Annotated in this window: 12 protein-coding genes; 11 read left to right on the top strand and 1 reads right to left on the bottom strand. The window is 60.0% G+C overall.

Annotation, left to right across the window (positions count from 1 at the left end; genetic code table 11):
- Positions 1–24: 24 nt before the first annotated feature.
- The 10 genes from M2319_RS11845 (at position 25) to M2319_RS11800 (ending at position 12,081) form a co-directional block, all read left to right on the top strand.
- Complete coding sequence (locus M2319_RS11845) at positions 25–249, top strand: hypothetical protein (RefSeq protein ID WP_264601668.1); 225 nt, start codon at positions 25–27, stop codon at positions 247–249.
- 293 nt (positions 250–542) lie between these two features.
- Positions 543–2,897 carry an NACHT domain-containing protein gene (locus M2319_RS11840; RefSeq protein ID WP_264601667.1) on the top strand — a complete coding sequence of 785 codons (2,355 nt, stop codon included), beginning with the start codon at positions 543–545 and terminating at the stop codon, positions 2,895–2,897.
- Positions 2,898–3,481: 584 nt separating this feature from the next.
- Positions 3,482–5,074, top strand: coding sequence for a cytochrome ubiquinol oxidase subunit I (locus tag M2319_RS11835; protein ID WP_264601892.1), 1,593 nt, complete (start codon positions 3,482–3,484; stop codon positions 5,072–5,074).
- A 22-nt stretch (positions 5,075–5,096) separates the two neighbouring features.
- Positions 5,097–6,251, top strand: coding sequence for a cytochrome d ubiquinol oxidase subunit II (cydB, locus tag M2319_RS11830; protein WP_264601666.1), 1,155 nt, complete (start codon positions 5,097–5,099; stop codon positions 6,249–6,251).
- A 20-nt stretch (positions 6,252–6,271) separates the two neighbouring features.
- Positions 6,272–6,394 carry a cytochrome bd-I oxidase subunit CydX gene (gene cydX, locus M2319_RS11825; RefSeq protein ID WP_264601665.1) on the top strand — a complete coding sequence of 41 codons (123 nt, stop codon included), beginning with the start codon at positions 6,272–6,274 and terminating at the stop codon, positions 6,392–6,394.
- A gap of 85 nt (positions 6,395–6,479) precedes the next feature.
- Positions 6,480–8,204 (top strand): thiol reductant ABC exporter subunit CydD, encoded by a 1,725-nt coding sequence (gene cydD, locus M2319_RS11820; protein WP_264601664.1) that lies wholly within the window; start codon positions 6,480–6,482, stop codon positions 8,202–8,204.
- Positions 8,201–9,898, top strand: coding sequence for a thiol reductant ABC exporter subunit CydC (cydC, locus tag M2319_RS11815; protein ID WP_264601663.1), 1,698 nt, complete (start codon positions 8,201–8,203; stop codon positions 9,896–9,898). The genes cydD and cydC overlap by 4 nt, the downstream gene beginning before the upstream one ends.
- A 69-nt stretch (positions 9,899–9,967) precedes the next feature.
- Positions 9,968–10,669 carry a Crp/Fnr family transcriptional regulator gene (locus M2319_RS11810; RefSeq protein WP_264601662.1) on the top strand — a complete coding sequence of 234 codons (702 nt, stop codon included), beginning with the start codon at positions 9,968–9,970 and terminating at the stop codon, positions 10,667–10,669.
- A gap of 219 nt (positions 10,670–10,888) precedes the next feature.
- Complete coding sequence (locus M2319_RS11805) at positions 10,889–11,347, top strand: c-type cytochrome (RefSeq protein WP_264601661.1); 459 nt, start codon at positions 10,889–10,891, stop codon at positions 11,345–11,347.
- Positions 11,348–11,457: 110 nt separating this feature from the next.
- Entirely contained in the window at positions 11,458–12,081 is a 624-nt protein-coding gene (locus M2319_RS11800) for a cytochrome b/b6 domain-containing protein (RefSeq protein ID WP_264601660.1), read from the top strand.
- Positions 12,082–12,087: 6 nt separating this feature from the next.
- Here M2319_RS11800 and M2319_RS11795 read toward each other — a convergent pair whose 3' ends face one another.
- A complete protein-coding gene (locus M2319_RS11795; RefSeq protein ID WP_264601659.1) occupies positions 12,088–15,177 on the bottom strand; it encodes a type ISP restriction/modification enzyme in 3,090 nt (1,029 codons plus the stop codon).
- A 664-nt stretch (positions 15,178–15,841) separates the two neighbouring features.
- Between M2319_RS11795 and pflB the strand changes: the two genes are divergently transcribed.
- A complete protein-coding gene (gene pflB, locus M2319_RS11790; protein WP_264601658.1) occupies positions 15,842–18,103 on the top strand; it encodes a formate C-acetyltransferase in 2,262 nt (753 codons plus the stop codon).
- The last annotated feature ends 54 nt before the right edge of the window (positions 18,104–18,157 follow it).

The raw sequence follows: 18,157 nt of genomic DNA, 5'->3' as shown, positions 1-18,157 counted from the left end.
AGGTGTTGGAGGGGAAACTGGGCTGTGAGCGCGGTGTTGGTCGGGGCAGACGGGGCAGCGGTTTGCCTGCACGCGGCGGCGGCCTTCGTGATCGCCATCTTCGTCATCGTCCACGTCTATATGACGACGACGGGCAAATCGGTCTTCCACTACGTCAAGACGATGATCACCGGCTATGACTGCGTGGAGCTGACGGAGGCGGAAGAGGCATATATTCGGGAGACGCAGTCGGTTTCGATGATTGAGTGAGGGGTGGGCAAGGCCATCCGCCCCATCTGGCCTTTGCGAAACGCCAAAAAAAGAACGTTTGAATACCCGCAAATCTGAAGTAGCTTGCGAACACGTGTATTCTCGTTACAATGATATTCGGCCAACTGAAATTCGACCGACGTTCAAAAATTTCCAATACAGTTCGATGAACGAAATTTAGTTTACAGTTTGTCGCTGGCACCGTACTCCCTGTCCTTGGACTAATTCTCTGCACTCAATATTCGAGATTTCTCTTTCTCAACTCAAGAAATTCAATATGGGAACTTTCGCCTATGAAAGATTTCGAGAAATTTGAATCCGACGTTCGATCAACTTTGTCGCTGAAGGGGTTCAGAGTCGTCCACGACGAAATGATACTTGGACACAAAAAGATTGATAGCTATTTCGAATCCGAATTTATGGGTAAGAAAGAGCGAACAGCCGTTGAATGCAAGAATTACTCACATCCCTTAACGGAATCGCAAATTTCGGATATTTGCAGCACATATCAACCATTAATAGATTCGTCAAATATTGATAACCTTCTTATTGTAACAAAACATGGACTTCACCCGGCAGCAGAGACCCATATTCAACTGAGAAAAAGCTTCTTTCACCAGACGCTGGATGAGCTAGAAAACTCTATTATCGATTTTTCTGAATATATCGATACAATTGAGGAAACCTTTAAGTCCGAAACTGTTCGGGAATACTTTATCGAACCAATCGGGACTCATTTTTCAAGCGGAACCGTTTTTGACTATCGACACGGTGAATCGTTGACGAACCACATTTGCTCCCGCCTACTCAACGGCAATCAACCACTGGCCGTACTCGGCGCATATGGCGTGGGAAAAACGACCCTCGCAAAGTCGATATACCTAATGCTATGCGAAAAACGCCGATCAGGCGAAGTGTTCATGCCTGTCTTTATCCCACTTTCTAAATTTAGTGGCGAGCAAAATATTGAAGGACTTCTTGGACGCGTATTTACCTCCGACTATAATGCCAAGGGGTACAATTTCGCACGTTTTACGAGATTAAATAACAGGCGAAAAATTATCCTCATATTGGATGGGCTTGACGAGATGCGACACATGTTGCGCTGGGAAGAGTTCAAGTTCAATATAGATGAGCTTAGGAAATTAATAAATTTGAATTCTCGAGTTCTTTTATTGGGTCGACCTACAGCATTTACCAATAAAGTTGAGTATGATTATGTCATTAACGCAAAGCCGGAGCGAAAATTACTTCTTTCGGCAGACGATATTCCATTTGACGAATATGAATTATCCACTTTTGATGCGGAACAAATTGAATCAATGGCCACAAGTTATTACAGATCAAAGAACATCTCTGGAAGACGTGTTGTTCAAACTGTAAACTTGGTGTCGAATCCCGAGCAAAAACGAATTAACGATTTAGCTAAACGCCCAATTCAATTAATGATGCTGCTGGAGATTCTACCTGAAACCAATATCGATATATCTACGATGACAGTTTGGCTACTGTATTCTATTTTTCTGGACAGCTTAATTGATCGCGAGCTAAAAAACATTTCCCGGAAAGCCTTTGGCGTTAAAGCGCGACGGAGATTTGCTCAAGTAATTGCTAGCTGGCTTTGGGAAAAGACAGGAGAATCATCGGTTTCCGCCTCAGAAATACCGCGTGAAGTTATTGCACTCTTTTCGCGAAAAGGTGACGACCTTGATGCAATTAGGCGTGATTTAGTCATGTCGTGCTTTTTATCTTCGCAGGGCGGTGAGGCCCTGCACTTCCCTCACAGATCAGTGCAAGAATTTCTTGTAGCAGAGTTCCTTTATGAATTTGCGATACAAAAAAAACGTGACCGTCGGTTCGAGCCACCCAGCTGGTTGCTAGATATATCGATAAATGAAGAGATAGTGGAGTTTCTTTGCTCAATTTTAAATTATGATCAATTTGGAATTTTTCTTAAGGCCTATCTTAAAAACAATAAATCTATTAGCTTACCTGCACTAGAGAATTTCTCTGAAAATAAGGATATAATTTCACATTGCCTTAAGCTTGTTTTGGAAACGGAACAAGATGCCGTTTTGCTAATTTTACTTGTGAACTTCCTTCGAAAACGCAGTCAAGAAATCGATTATGATGATGCGACGCCAGTTTTTCGATCGAAAATTCTTGCGGCCATCAATCGTTGCGCGCATGAATACGAGCGAAATTTTTCTTTGGAAACGCACCGGCACCATAACCTGCGATACGGGGCGCATTGCTGTGTCGTTGGACTTGTTCTTTCCGCTTTTGAGACTGATAGAGATAAATATATTTATAATATAATAGACGGGTTTTCGAAATTTATTGGTCATAAGAGACAGCGGGTCGAAAGGATGATTGGAAGAAGGCATTCGGTGAAAATGTTGAATGTGGCCCAATATGAGCCGGCAGTGATGAGTGTACTTAGGGCAATCTGTTTTTTTGCGGGAAAACCCGTGAAACTGGAAAGTTTGGTCGATGCGTTTCGACCCGTTCTCAGAAGCGCTTTGGTGGTTGATGAGTGGGCGGAACTAGGTGGCCTGCGCCATTTGGTATCTAGCTCGGAAATTACTATTTGTCTCGATAAAACGTGGGCCTCTCAGTTGATTCAAGAGGAGCGAAAATTTAAATGAACATGTCTTCTCATCTTTTTGGGGCCATCTTAACGGTGCAAGAGAATTTACACTTTAGGTTATCTTATAGCATTGCCTGCAATGGTAGTGGAAAGGGTTTATAAACTACGCTCTTTCTGTTGTCAGCTGAAGATCGTATTAGAGCCCGGAGCGGAGCATGTCGTTTTCAACGCACCGTATTTTTTCCCTGCTAGCTTGAACCATCTTAGCCGCGTCGGCGTAGAAACAACCTCTTCGTCAAGGACGAATTCGAAACACACATATCACATGCGATAAAAACGATTTTTTGCGCCATAATCGGCTGCGACAACAAATCTCGATTTCTATCAAATAGATATATTTTCCAACATCTTAACCGAAAGTCACATTCGTAACAAAGAAGTTTTTCATTTGCCGTTTTTCGCCAGAAGGCGATAATTGCGCCATTCCCGACGGCCAAGCGCCCCGCGCATGACTGCCGCCCGACGTTCCCGGGGTGATCCTGTCATCCCGCGGCGTTAGGCTTGTGCGCAACGCATCCCGAATATCGCGGGCGCTTCGGCCGTCCCATCAAAGGTACCCTTCAGGAAGGTGACCGCACAATGATCGACGCAACCTTTGTTGAACTCTCCCGGTGGCAGTTCGCCGCCGTTGCCATGTACCACTTCATCTTCGTGCCGCTGACCCTGGGGCTGATCTGGATCCTTGTCATCATGGAGTCGGTCTATGTCATGACCGGCAAGCAGATCTACAAGGACATGACCAAGTTCTGGGGCAAGCTGTTCGCCATCAACTTTGCCCTCGGGGTCACCACCGGCCTCACCATGGAGTTCCAGTTCGGCACCAACTGGTCCTACTACTCGCACTATGTGGGCGACGTCTTCGGCGCGCCGCTCGCCATCGAGGGGCTGATGGCGTTCTTCCTTGAGTCGACCTTCATCGGCCTGATGATCCTCGGCTGGGACAAGCTGACCAAGGTGCAGCACCTGGCCGTCACCTTCCTGACCGCGCTCGGCTCGAACCTCTCCGCGCTCTGGATCCTGGTCGCCAATGGCTGGATGCAGAACCCGGTCGGCTCGGAGTTCTCCGCGGAAACCATGCGCATGGAGATGACCGATTTCTGGGCCGTGGTGTTCAACCCGGTCGCCCAGGTCAAGTTCATCCACACGGTCGCCGCCGGCTACACCTGCGCCTCCGTCTTCGTCATCGGCATTTCCTCCTGGTACCTGCTGAAGGGCCGGGACGTCGCCTTTGCCAAGCGGTCCTTTGCGGTTGCCGCCGGCTTCGGCCTTGCCGCCTCGCTGTCGGTGATCGTGCTCGGCGATGAGTCCGGCTACGAGCTCGGCGACGTGCAGAAGGTCAAGCTGGCCGCCATCGAGGCGGAGTGGGAGACCCAGCCGGCGCCGGCTGGCTTCACCCTGTTCGGCATCCCCGATGACGCCGACATGACGACCCATATGGACATCCGGATCCCCTGGGTCATGGGCCTCATCGCCACCCGCTCGCTCGATACGCCCGTCATCGGCCTGAAAGACCTCATCGCCCACAACGAGACGCGCGTGCGCTCCGGCATGATCGCCTATGAGAACCTCACCAAGCTGCGCAACAACGAGCGGACGGACGAGATCGTCGCCGCCTTCGAGGCGCACAAGGCCGACCTCGGCTACGGCCTCCTTTTGAAGCGCTATGTGGAGAACCCGGCCGACGCCACCGACGACCAGATCGCCCAGGCGGCGCGGGACAGCATCCCTTACGTGCCGTACCTCTTCTGGAGCTTCCGGATCATGGTCGCCATCGGCTTCTTCTTCCTCGCCCTTTTCGGCGCCGCCTTCTGGGTGCTCGCGCGCGGTCGGCTGGAACAGAACCGCTGGCTGCTTCGGGTCCTCTTCTATTCCATCCCGCTGCCCTGGATCGCCATGGAGCTCGGCTGGATCGTCGCGGAATACGGCCGCCAGCCCTGGGCCATCGGCGAGGTGCTGCCGACGTTCCTCGCCACCTCGGCACTGACGACGGCGGACCTCATCTTCTCGATCTCCGGCTATCTGATCTTCTACAGCGTCCTCCTCGCCATCGAGCTGTTCCTGATGGTCAAGTTCGCCCGGCTCGGCCCGAGTTCGCTGCACACCGGCCGCTACTACCACGAGCGCAACGGCAACGGACGTTCGGGCAACGCCCCGGCCGCCCAGCCCGCCGAATAGCCGGCACCAGGGAGACTGAACGATGTTACTCGACTACGAAGTGCTGAAATTCCTCTGGTGGGGCCTGGTCGGAACGCTTTTGATCGGCTTTGCCATCACCGACGGCATGGATATGGGCGTCGGCACGCTGCTGCCCTTCCTCGGCAAGAGCGACGGCGAGCGCCGCGTCATCATCAACTCCGTCGCCCCGCACTGGGACGGCAACCAAGTCTGGCTGATCACCGCGGGCGGCGCCATCTTCGCCGCCTGGCCGGCCGTCTATGCTGCCGCCTTTTCCGGCTTCTATCTCGCCATGCTCCTGGTCCTGATCGGCCTCTTCTTCCGGCCGGTCGGCTTCGACTACCGCAGCAAGCTGACGGACTCCACCTGGCGGACCGCCTGGGACTGGGGCCTCTTTGCCGGCGGCTTCATCCCGGCGCTGGTCTTCGGCGTTGCCTTCGGCAACCTCCTGCAGGGCGTGCCGTTCTATCTCGATCCGTTCCTGAAGCCGCACTATGAGGCGACCTTCATCTGGGCGCTCCTCGGGCTGCTCAACCCGTTCGCCCTCCTTGCCGGCCTCATCAGCGTCGCCATGCTGGCAATGCATGGCGGGGTGTGGCTGCAGCTTCGCACCGAGAACGTCATCGCGGTCCGGGCGCGGCGGGTCACCGGCATGTTGGCGGTGTTCGTCACCGCTGCCTTCGCCATTGCCGGCGTCTGGCTCTATTTCGGCATCGACGGCTATCGCATCATCTCGCAGCCGCCGCTCGATGCGGTCGCCAACCCGCTCGCCAAGGAGGCGGTCAGGGCTCCCCTCGCCTGGTTCGACAACTATGCGGCCTATCCGATCGCGCTGGTCGCGCCGGCGGTCGGGCTTCTCGGCCCGCTCGTCACCTGGATGCTGTGCGCAGCCAGGCGGCCGGGGCTCGGCTTCGTTACCAGCGCCCTCTCCATGACCGGCATCATCGCCACGGCGGGCATCTCCATGTTCCCGTTCGTGATGCCGTCGAGCACGCAGCCGTCCTCCAGCCTCACGGTCTGGGACGCGCCGTCGAGCCATCTGACGCTGACCGTGATGTTCTGGTCGGTGGTGATCTTCCTGCCGATCGTCCTCCTCTACACCGTCTGGGCCTATACCCGCATGTGGGGCAAGCTGACGGTGGAGGACATCGAATCCCGCGCCCACGAAGTCTACTGAGGACGAAGGAGAGAAAAATCATGTGGTATTTCGCCTGGATCCTCGGCGTCACCGCGGCGCTCGCCATCGCGACCATCAACGTCATGTGGTACGAATTCCAGAACGAGTTCGAGGTCGACGAGAACGGGGAGCAGAAGGACTGATTTCCCCGAGCGACAATGACAACCGGGCGCGCCGGAAACGGCGCGCCTTTGCATGGATGCGGGGGAGATTAGCGAGGCGTTGCGGGTGGACCGCGTCAAGACGTTCCTGAAGGCCGAAAAGCCGATCGCGACCCGCGATCTGCGCCTGTCCGTCGCCCTCTCCTTTGCCAACGGGCTTTTGATCATTGCCCAGGCGTTTCTGATCGCCAGCGCCGTTGCGGCGGTCGCCATCGACGGAGCGTCGCTCGACGCCGTCCTGCCGTCGCTTCTTCTGCTCCTGCCGCTGTTCCTTGCCCGCGCGGGTCTCATCTATTTCGCCGAGCTGGCGAGCTTTCGCGCCGGCGCCGCGGTCAAGCGCGACCTCAGGGCGCGCGCCCTCGACCATCTGAGGCTTGCCGGGCCCGTGGCTCTTGCCGAGCAGCCGACCGGGCGGCTGGTGACGGCACTCACCGACAGCCTTGCCGCCATCGAGCCCTACTATGCGCGCTACCTGCCGACGGCGAGCCTCGTTTCCCTGCTGCCGCTCGCCGTCCTGGTCGCGGTCCTTCCCAGCGACTGGGTCTCGGCCCTCGTCCTCGTCGTCACGGCGCCGCTGATCCCGCTCTTCATGGTGCTGATCGGCGGCGGCGCGGAACGCATGAACCAGCGGCAGTGGCGCAAGCTCGCCCGCATGTCGGGCCACCTCATCGACGTCATCCAGGGGCTGACGACCCTCAAAATCTTCAACGCCTCGCGGCGCGAAGCCGCCGAGGTCGCGCGCATGGCCGAGGACTACCGGCGCGACACCATGGCGGTGCTGCGGCTCGCGTTCCTCTCCTCGCTGGCGCTGGAGTTTTTTGCCACCGTTTCCATCGCCATCGTCGCCGTCTTCATCGGCTTCCGGCTGCTGTGGGGCGAGATGGCGTTCTTCAACGGTTTTTTCGTGCTGCTGCTGGCGCCCGAGTTCTACCTGCCGCTCCGCACCCTGGGGACCGCCTACCACGCCCGCATGGAGGCGATCGGCGCGGCCGAGCGGGTGACGGAGCTTTTCGATATTCCGGTGCCGGCGCGGCCGGAAGGCGGGAACAAACTGGCTGACGGCGAGCGCATCGCGATCACGTTCGAAGACGTCGGCGTCGTCTTTGCCGACGGGCGCGTCGGGCTCGACGGCTTTTCGCTCGAGATTGCCGCGGGGGAGCGGATCGCCCTCGTCGGGCCCAGCGGCGCGGGCAAGTCGACGGTCCTCAACCTGCTGCTCGGCTTCATCGCTCCGACCTCCGGCCGGATTCTCGTCAACGGCACACCGCTCGACGCGATCGACATTGCCGACTGGCGCCGGCACATCGCGCACCTGTCCCAGCGCCCGCACCTCTTCCACACTGATCTCGCCGAGAATATTGCGATGACCGACGGCGCCGTCGACGAGGCCCGGCTCGAGGCCGCGACGGAGGCGGCCTCTGCCCGGGAGATCGTTGCCGCGCTGCCGGACGGCTTTTCCACGCGCCTCGGCGAGCGCGGCTTCGGGCTGTCCGGCGGCGAGATCCAGCGGATCGGCCTTGCCCGCGCCTTCTATCGCGACGCGCCTCTCGTGCTGATGGACGAGGCGACGGCGCATCTGGACCGCGACAGCGAGAAGAAGGTCTCGGAGGCTATCGACCGGATCGCGGAGGGCCGCACGTTGATCGCCATCGCCCACCGGCTGGAGACGGCGCGGGGCGCCGACCGCATCGTCCTGATGGAGGCCGGAGAGGTCGCCGCGACCGGCGCGCCCGCAGACTTTTCCGACGATCCGCGCCTTGCCGGGCTGATCGCTGAGGAGGTCGCGCAATGAGCGACCTCCTGCGCCTTCTGAAGCTGTTCCGGCCGTACTGGCTGTGGATGGCCGGTTCCATTCTGCTCTCGCTCGCCTCCGTGCTTGCGAATGTGGGGCTGATGGCGGTCTCGGGCTGGTTCATCACGGCGATGGCGCTGGCCGGCCTTGCCGGCGTTTCCATGAATTATTTCACGCCGGCCGCCCTCATCCGCGCCTTTGCCATCGTGCGCACGGTCGGGCGCTATGCGGAGCGGGTGATCAGCCACGAGGCGACGTTCCGGCTGCTTGCCGAACTCAGGACCTGGTTCTACCGGCGGATCGAGCCGCTGGCGCCGGCGGGGCTCGCCAAGGCCCATTCCGGCGACGTCCATGCCCGCATCGGCGCCGACATCGACCGGCTGGAACTGGTCTTTTTGCGGGTCTTTGCGCCGGTGACGGTGGCGGCCCTTGCCTCGCTCGTCGTCATCGCCGTGCTCTTTGCCTGGCACCCGCTCATTGCCGCCAGCCAGGCCGTGCTTCTCGCCCTTGCCGGCATCGCGCTTCCCGTGCTCGTCGCGAGGGCCGGCAGCGCGCCTTCGGAACGGCTGACGCACCAGGGCGCGGATATGAACACAAAGCTCGTCGACATGCTCGACGGGCTCGGAACGCTTCAGGCGTACGGCTTCGACGCCAGCCACGCCGCGCGCATCGATGCGCTCACCGGCGACATGATCGCAGAGGAAACGAGGCTCTCACGCCTTTCCGGCCTTTCCATCGCCGGCGTCGGGCTCGCCACCAACCTGGCGCTCCTTGCCGCCATCGCGCTTGCCGTTCCCGCCGTGCGCTCCGGAGCGCTGGCGCCCGCAGACCTTGCGATGGTCGCATTGCTGGCGATGGCGAGCTTTGAGGCCATCGGGCCGTTGCCGCTCGCCGCCCAGTCCCTCGGCGGCACGCTCGCTTCGGCCCGGCGCATCTTTGCCCTTGCCGACGGAACGCCGCCGGTTCCGGTGCCCGCCAGCCCGGCCCCGCTGCCAAGGGTCGCAGGGGACGTTCCGGCCCTTTCCTTCCGCGGCGTCACCTTCGCCTATCCGGGCTCCCCGCGCCCCGCCCTTTCCGGCATCGATCTCGACCTCATGCCCGGCACGCGCACCGGCATCCTCGGCGCCTCCGGCTCCGGCAAGTCGAGCCTTGTCAATCTGGCGCTGCGGTTCTGGCCGCCGGACGCCGGCAGCATCTTCCTTTGCGGCACCGACGTCGCCACTCTCGACCCGGAGGACGTCCGCCGAAAGATCTCCGCGGTCTCCCAGCATGCCCATCTGTTCACCGCCTCGATCGCCGAAAACCTGCGCGTTGCCGCGCCCGATGCCGCCCTCGGCAAGCTCGAAGAGGCGTGCCGGATTGCCCAGGTCCACGACTTCATTGCCGCCCAACCGGATGGCTACGACACCCTCGTCGGTGCCAACGGCCTGAAGCTTTCCGGCGGCGAGGCGCGGCGCATTGCCGTTGCCCGCGCGCTCCTGAAGGAGGCGCCGATCCTCCTCCTCGACGAGCCCGGCGAGGGACTCGACCGGGCGACCGAGACGGCGATGCTTGACGCCCTCTTCGACGCCACCCGCGAGCGGGCCGTCCTCTACATCACGCACCGACCGGTTGCGCTTGAGCGAATGCATGCGTTGCTGCTAATGGAAAGAAGTCGCATTGTGGATCGGCGCGCCGGCCACCAGATGGGATAAAGAGGTTTTCTTTATGCCTCTTTCCCGTCCGTTTTGCCGCCATTTGCGGCCCTATCGAGCAAGAAGACGATGAAGCGCATTTCGCCAAACGAAGCCTGGACCGGGGTTGCAGACTGCCTCAACTGCAACATCAGACAGTCGGTTCTGTTCTCCGACCTTTCCGAGGCCGACTTCGATCTGGTGCACCGGCCGATCGACCAGCTCACCTATGCCCGCGGCGCGGAGATTTACGGCATGGGCGAAAAGGCGACCTCGCTGTTCACCATTCGCACCGGCCTCGTCAAGCTGACCCGGTTCCTGCCCGACGGCACCCACCGCATCGTCCGGCTCCTGCGAAAGACCGACATCATCGGCATCGAATCGATCGTCAGCGACAGCTACAGCCACAGCGCCACGGCGCTGCACCCGACCGAGCTGTGCCGGTTGCCGGTGGGCACCATCCGGGAGCTTTCCAACTCCAATTCCCGACTGTTCCACGAATTGATGGCGCGCTGGCACCGGGCCCTCAGCGAGGCCGACCGCTGGATCACCGAATTCTCCACCGGCCCGTCCCGCGACCGGGTGGTGCGACTGCTGCTGTGGCTGTCGGAGGTCGAGCCGGACGGGCGCTGCGAGCTGTTCAGCCGCGAGGATCTCGGCGCCGTGCTCGGCCTAACGACGGAAACGGCGAGCCGGATGATGGCCGAGTTGAAGCGCCAGGGCTACATTTCCGAACCGCACACCAATCAGTTTCTCTGCGACATCCCCAATCTGCGCCGGCTGGTCGCCTGAGCCTACATGAACAAATTGTAATGTAACCGCGCGCATCGCGTGCGGGTACCCGTAACCCGTTGATTTCCACCGCATCCCGGCCCTCCCGGCAGCGCCCCCCCAAGGGCGCTCGAAAAGGGGACGACAGGATGTCACATTCCTCTTCCGTGATCGGTTTAAGGATCATTACGCATGGCCAACCAGGCCTCCCAAGGACACCGACCACAAGGATATTCAATGATGCGCAAGTTCTTACTCTCGACGCTTTTCGTGGTGCTGCCCGCGGCCGTGGCCTTCGCCCAGTCGGCCGAGGACACCGCCAAGGCCCGCATGGCCTATTTCGAGCTGCTCGGCTTTGAAATGCACGGCCTTGCCGCCATGGCCAAGGGCGAGGTCGACTACGACGCCGACGCCGCCATGGCCCACGCCAAGGACCTGAAGGCGCTCACCGGCTACACCATCTCCGACCTGTTCGCGCCGGGCACCTCCAACGCCGACCTGCCGGGCAAGACCCGCGCCCTGCCGGCAATCTGGGAAGACATGGAGAGTTTCGGGGAAAAGGGTAAGGCGTTCCACGTCGCCGTCGATGAGCTGAACGCGGCTGCCGGCAACGGCCTCGATGCCCTCAGGCCCGCCGTCGGCAAGCTCGGCGCCGCCTGCAAGGGCTGCCACGACGACTTCCGCGCCAAGGACTTCTGATTCCCACACCACACCATAAGACACCCCCGGGACCCGTCTTTCGGGCCCCGGGTCCTCTTTCCCCCAGGACTTTCCTCCAGGACTCTCCTCCAGGACCGGGACCGACGACCATGACGATTGCAGCCGACCCGAAACGCTCGCCGCGCGCCGCCGCCTCCGACGCGACCGAAGAGGTCCGCCTCTGGGACCCCGTCGTGCGCATCCTGCACTGGGCGCTCCTTGTCGCCTTCGCCGCCGCCTGGATCCTCGGCGAGTTCGGCCCGGCCGACATGACCTACCATTTCTGGGCCGGCTATACGGTCGCCGGCATCGTCGTCCTGCGCGTCATCTGGGGCTTCATCGGCCCGAAGCCGGCGCGCTTTTCCAGCTTCGTCAAGGGCCCGGGCAAGGTACTCGCCTATGCCGGCACCATGTTCTCGCGCAAGCCCTCCAACCTTGCCGGCCACAATCCGGTCGGCGCGATCTTCGTCGTCGCCATCCTCGCCCTCCTTGCCCTGCAGGTGATGACCGGGCTCGTCTCCGACCCGGAGGACTACATCAATGTCGGCCCGCTGGCGCAGTACGTCTCGTCGGCGACCTCGCGCTTTGCCCTCTCCTGGCACGAGCCGCTGGCGATCATCGCCCTCGTGCTGACGATCATCCACGTCGTCTCGATCTATTTCTACAAGTTCTACAAGGGCGAGGACCTGATCATCCCGATGATCACCGGCTGGAAGAAGGTGAAGAAGGACTGAGGCGGGCTACCGGCGCGCCGAGGTCATCTCGGCAACGATTGCCATCGTCTCGACGGAGACCCGCGTGACCCGCATCAGCAGGTCGATCACGGTCTCCTTGTAGTCGGCGAAGCGATAGGTGTTGAATTTTTCCCGGATGGTCGGGTCGCGCGGCTTCTTTTCCTTGTACTGGTCGAGAATCCACTCAAGGCCCGAGCGGTTGCCGAGTTTGTACGCCCAGCATTCGGGCGGCACGCTGGAAAGCTGGGTCTCGCTGTCGAGGACGATGATGCCGTTGTCCCTGTCGGCCTTCAGCTTCGGCGTCGGCGCCTGGTCGGCCTCGCGCGCCCTTTCGTCGGGCACGTCGGTGCGCTGCAAGGGCCAGGGCTCCACGGTCTCGTAGCCGATGTGGAGATCCATCAGCCTCTCGCCCCAGTCCGCCCACTGCCAGAAGTCGGGATAGAACGGGATGCGCGGGAACTCGCGCTTCAGGTTGATGGCGTATTTCTCGCGGTAGACCGGATCGTGCAGCACGCCGTAGCAATAGTGGAAGATGGCGTCTTTGGTGATCGGCTTCTTCTTGGTCTTGCCGTAGTGCTTTTCGAACTGGCGCAGCCCCCAATCGGTGATGTTGTCGACCCGTTCGCCGGAGGAGGTGTAACGGTAGCGGGGCGTGCAAACAGTTCCGGCTGCGGGACCAACAAAGTGAAGATCGGGAAGTCGATTGACTGAATGCGCTAGCCATGGCTTTTGGGCCGCAGGGTCAGTAAAAACGATCAGAAAGTTTTCTTTATTTGATTCAATTGGAAAAATAGAGTCCTGCTGGTAAATACGATGGGTAATAATCCTATCATAATAGGTGTACATTTTAACAAATGGGCGGTATTCTGCTGTTCTAATCCGCTCAGAACTTATCTTTAAAACAACTTGCCTACGCAAATAATCTTCAAGTTCGCTTGTCCACTTAATTTCTCTAGAAACCCAAGAAGATATACTCCCCCTACCATCGGATTTTGACCATTTTTTTCTTTCCGACTCGTACTTGTCGACAAAAAAATTGACTTTTCTAAGAAGGGCCTGTTGGTCAAAATCGTAAACCCATGAATCGCGGGATGTAACCACACCCAATGAAAACAGTTTAAAAAGCGCTCTTTCCTGCCGTGGCGTTTTTCCCAATTTCGCTTTCTTGTCGGCGATGGGAACTAATTCTTCCCAATCATTCTCAACCTGATTGATCCAATAATTCCGCTTCGACGGCACGATGGTTTCGGTCGAAAGCGAGGACAGCCGGGTCCCGGCGAGAAAGGCAAGCTTGTCCTCGGCCCGCTCCATCTCCGGCCGCCGGGCATAGTGGATGACGGCGCCCGACTTGCCCCGCTTCTTGACGAGGAAGGAGATCGCAACCCCGGTCTGGATGCCGAAGACATTGTGGGTGGTGCCGGAGAGTTTCGGGTTGGCGCGCACGTCGCCACCGAGATCCACCACCCAGATTTCGGCAAACTCCTCTGCCACCACCTTGCGGAAGCCGTCGAAGGTGCGGCTGTCGATGAAGCTGCGGTTGGTGATGAAGGCGATGACGCCGTCGTCGTGGAGCCGGTCCGAGGCCCAGCGGAAAAACCGCGCATACATGTCGTAGAGCTTGGTCTTCTGGGCGGTCGAGGCGCGGATATAGGTCGCCTTGATCGCCTCGTCGATCTGCCGGTAGGTCCGGTTCTTGTTGTTTTCATTCTCGTTCTGCTGATTGGCGTTGTAGGGCGGGTTGCCGATGATGACGGAAATCTTGCGCCGGTTCTGGCGCTGGATGCGCTCGATGTTCTCCTCCGACATGGCGCCGAAGAGATCGTGCTGGTGGCCGGTGCGGATGCCGAGGGCATCGACATTGTCGAGCGTGTCGACGAAGCACAGGCTCGGGAACTCGGCATACTGGCCGGTGATCGCCGCATAGGTCGCCTCGATGTTCAGATTGGCGACGTAATAGGGAAGGATCGCCACCTCGTTGGCGTGCAGCTCGTTCTTGTATTTCTCCGCAAGCCGTTTGCGCTGGCCGCGGAAATGCTCCAGCAATTCGCAGATGAAGGTGCCCGTACCGGTCGCCGGGTCGAGGATTTCGACATGCTTGTCGATCAGGCCGCGGCCGAAATGCTCGCGGCACAGCCAGTCGGCACCCTCGATCATGAAGCGGACGATTTCGTTCGGGGTGTAGACCACGCCGAGCCGGTCGGCTGCCTTCGGGTTGTAGACCTTGTAGAAACTCTCGTAGATGACCTTGAGGAAGGCCTGCTTTTCCGAATGGCCGGAAATCTGCGCCGCGTTGGCGCGGATCGCAGCGTAGTAGCGCTCCAGCCCCTTCAGGGTCTCGCGCTTGACGGCGCCGGTGAAGAATTTTGCCTCGAGCGCATAGAGCGCCTTGGCGATGTTGTTCTCCCGGTGGAAGTCGCCCTCGTTGAAGACGTGGTTGAAGATTTCCTCCGTCAGGATGTGCTGGATCAGCATCTCGCGCACATCGGCCTCGCCGAGCGTCGGGTTCACCGTGTCCTTGACGTGGGTGAGGAACCGCTCCGCCTCGGCCTTGAAGCCCTTGTTACGCGCATAGGCGGCGTCGATCTTTTCCCGGAGCGCCTCCAGCACGAAGGGCAGGTCGGCCTTGAACTGCTCGACCGCCTTGCGGAATTCGGCGATTTCGGGTCGCTCATAATCGAAGAACCGGAGCACGAGCTGCGCAAGGGCGCCGCCGTCGCGCATGTCGCAGCGCAGAACCTCCTGGCGGTTCTGCCACAGGACGGCCGTTTTGGAGTTCTCGAAGACGATGTTGTCCTGCGGATAGCCGCGGGAGAATTTCTTGGCGATCTCCGTGTCGATGTCGTCGGCGGTGTCCTTGGCCTCCCAGAAGCCGAGCGGGACCCGCAGGTCGTGCAGCACGGTGCCGTCCGGATAGACCTTGGTCTTGCGCGCAGTCTCGTATTCCAGCTCGGGGATGAAGATCAGCCCCTCGCCCTTGGCCCAGTTCTTCAAAAGGTCTTTGAAGGCCTCGCGAATGACCTGCTCGGTCGCTGTTCCGGAGAACTGCTTCAGGCGGTCGATCGCGTTGAAATACTCTTGAATAAGATACTGCGCCATGCGTGCGGCCAAGGGCGGGAATCGAACAGAAGATGTAAGCCTATCTGAAGTGCGAGCCCGATCAAGCACGGAGCGGCTCGCAGCAGATCACCCCGAAAACGGCCTATTCGATCTCTCAGTCGTTCGGCTCACTTTTCCGCACTTCCGCGCACACAGACACAAGTTGATGGTAAACAAAATCTAAACCATAGAGCGTCGACCCCCCGTTTCCGCCACTGCACCCCTCAGTTTTACTTACCGGACAATACCTACAGACCTGAAAATCATTATATTCGATATCGTGAATATTCTTTTTTTGGCGTTAGGGTCTGGCGAAATCGCTCCATCAGGCGTATTTAAAGGGCACCCACTAGACGAAAGTCGAAAGAGTCGCCGACCGTCAATCGGGATGCGCCGGGTTGTCTCCCAAGGATCCGGCTTTAATTGTTCCAAAGAGCAAATTTACGACGCCCCCTCCCGGTCGCCGTTTCCGATTGGTCGTGACGAGGATGAGAAGAGCTATGGGCCTGCTCATCGATGTCGTTTGGACATTGTCCAGCCCTGGAACCCGACGGTTCCTCGACGCTACCCCCATCGCTCCGAAAGACCCTTGCCGCCGCGCCGCCCTCCCGGGCGCGAGTGGGGAAACCGCCGCTTTTGCCTCTTCCAGAACGAGGATTACGCTATGAACGTATATGCCAATGCCTCCAGCCTCCACGCCGACCCCTGGACCGGGTTCAGCGACGGGGCGTGGCGCACCGAGATCGACGTACGCGGTTTCATCCAGGAGAACTACACCCCCTATGAAGGGGACGACAGCTTCCTGGCCCCGGCGACGGAGCGCACCAAGGCATTGTGGGAGAAGCTCGGCGAACTCCTGAAGGCAGAGCGCGAAAAGGGCGTCCTCGACGTCTCCGCCGACCGCGCCTCCTCGATCACCGCGCACGATGCCGGCTATATCGACCGCGAGGAAGAGCTGATCGTCGGCCTGCAGACCGATGCGCCGCTGAAGCGCTCGATCATGCCCAATGGCGGCCTGCGCATGGTGGAAAACGGCCTTGAGGCCTACGGCTTCAAGCTGGCGCCGGAGGTCAAGGAAGTCTGGACCCGCTACCGCAAGAGCCACAACCAGGGCGTCTTCGACGTCTACAGCCCCGACATCCTCGCCGCCCGCAAGTCCGGCGTCATCACCGGCCTGCCGGATGCCTATGGCCGCGGCCGCATTATCGGCGACTATCGCCGCGTTGCGCTCTACGGCACCGATTTCCTGCGCGAGCAGAAGAAGGCCGAGTTCCACGCCCTCGACGACGCCGATTTCAGCGAGGCGACGCTGCGCCTTCGCGAAGAGATTTCCGAGCAGTACCGCGCGCTGGACGAGCTGCGCGAAATGGCCGCCAAATACGGCTTCGACATCTCGCATCCGGCCCAGAACGCCCGCGAGGCGATCCAGTGGACCTATTTCGGCTATCTCGCCGCCGTCAAGGAGCAGAACGGCGCGGCGATGTCGCTCGGCCGCATCTCCACCTTCCTCGACATCTATGTCGAGCGCGACATGGCGGCCGGGTTCCTGACCGAGGAAGCCGCCCAGGAGATGATCGACGACCTCGTCATCAAGCTGCGCATCATCCGGTTCCTCCGCACCCCCGACTACGACCAGCTTTTCTCCGGCGATCCGACCTGGGTCACCGAGGTCATCGGCGGCATGGGCGAGGACGGCCGCACGCTGGTCTCCAAGACCGGGTTCCGGTTCCTCAACACCCTCTACAATCTCGGCCCGGCGCCGGAGCCGAACCTGACCGTTCTGTGGAGCACGGCGCTGCCGAAGGGTTTTAAGGCGTTCTGCGCCAAGGTCTCGGCCGACACCAGCGCCATCCAGTACGAGAACGACGACCTGATGCGCGAGAAATGGGGCGACGACTACGGCATCGCCTGCTGCGTCTCGGCCATGCGCATCGGCAAGCAGATGCAGTTCTTCGGCGCCCGCGCCAACCTCGCCAAGGCCCTCCTCTACGCCATCAATGGCGGCGTCGACGAGACGTCGGGCAAGACCGTCGCGGAAGGCCTGGAGCCGATCACGGCGGACGTTCTGGACTATGACGAGGTCGTCGCGAAATTCGACAAGGCGACCGACTGGCTCGCCAAGACCTACGTCAAGGCGCTCAACGCCATCCACTACATGCACGACAAATACGCCTATGAGCGGATCGAGATGGCGCTGCACGACCGTGACGTTCTGCGGACGATGGCCTGCGGCATTGCGGGCCTGTCCATCGTCGCCGACGCGCTCTCGGCCATCAAGCACGCCAAGGTGAACGTCATCCGTAACGAGAACGGGCTCGCCGTCGACTACAGGATCGAGGGCGACTATCCGGCCTTCGGCAACAATGACGACCGCGTCGACGAGATCGCCGTCTGGCTTACCGAGACCTTCATGGACAAGGTCAAGGCGCAGCCGGTGTTCTATCGCGACGCCCTGCCGACCCAGTCGATCCTGACCATCACCTCCAACGTCGTCTACGGCAAGAAGACCGGCAACACGCCGGACGGACGCCGGGCCGGAGAGCCGTTCGCGCCGGGCGCCAACCCGATGAACGGCCGCGACAAGAAGGGTTTTGTGGCCGCCGGCGCCTCGATCGCCAAGCTGCCCTACGGCTCGGCCCTCGACGGCATCTCCTGGACGGCGTCCGCGACCCCGTCGAGCCTCGGCCATACGGAAGAAGACCGCATCGCCAACCTCTGCAACTGCCTCGACGGCTTTGCCGCGGCGAAAGGCTTCCACGTCAACGTCAACCTCCTGAAGAGGGAGACGCTGCTGCACGCGATGGAGCACCCGGAGGAATATCCGCAGCTCACCATCCGCGTCTCCGGCTATGCGGTGAACTTCATCAAGCTGACCCGCGAGCAGCAGATGGACGTCATCAACCGCACCTTCCACGCGACGATGTAGTCGGCCGAAAACACCGCCGGTCGTGGCCCCGCGCCGCGGCCAGCACTCCTAGCG

Source organism: Rhodobium gokarnense, assembly GCF_025961475.1.
In the GTDB taxonomy this organism is placed as follows: domain Bacteria; phylum Pseudomonadota; class Alphaproteobacteria; order Rhizobiales; family Rhodobiaceae; genus Rhodobium; species Rhodobium gokarnense.
Note: the sequence above shows the minus strand (reverse complement) of the source record. Positions and strands in the feature narration are given on the sequence as shown.

Bases quoted from the DNA above. Each gene is read 5' to 3' on its own strand.
- cydB (WP_264601666.1), top strand. From the start codon at position 5,097: ATGTTACTCGACTACGAAGTGCTGAAATTCCTCTGGTGGGGCCTGGTC.
- M2319_RS11795 (WP_264601659.1), bottom strand. From the start codon at position 15,177: ATGGCGCAGTATCTTATTCAAGAGTATTTCAACGCGATCGACCGCCTG.
- M2319_RS11810 (WP_264601662.1), top strand. From the start codon at position 9,968: ATGAAGCGCATTTCGCCAAACGAAGCCTGGACCGGGGTTGCAGACTGC.
- M2319_RS11840 (WP_264601667.1), top strand. From the start codon at position 543: ATGAAAGATTTCGAGAAATTTGAATCCGACGTTCGATCAACTTTGTCG.
- cydC (WP_264601663.1), top strand. From the start codon at position 8,201: ATGAGCGACCTCCTGCGCCTTCTGAAGCTGTTCCGGCCGTACTGGCTG.
- cydX (WP_264601665.1), top strand. From the start codon at position 6,272: ATGTGGTATTTCGCCTGGATCCTCGGCGTCACCGCGGCGCTCGCCATC.
- M2319_RS11805 (WP_264601661.1), top strand. From the start codon at position 10,889: ATGCGCAAGTTCTTACTCTCGACGCTTTTCGTGGTGCTGCCCGCGGCC.
- M2319_RS11800 (WP_264601660.1), top strand. From the start codon at position 11,458: ATGACGATTGCAGCCGACCCGAAACGCTCGCCGCGCGCCGCCGCCTCC.
- pflB (WP_264601658.1), top strand. From the start codon at position 15,842: ATGAACGTATATGCCAATGCCTCCAGCCTCCACGCCGACCCCTGGACC.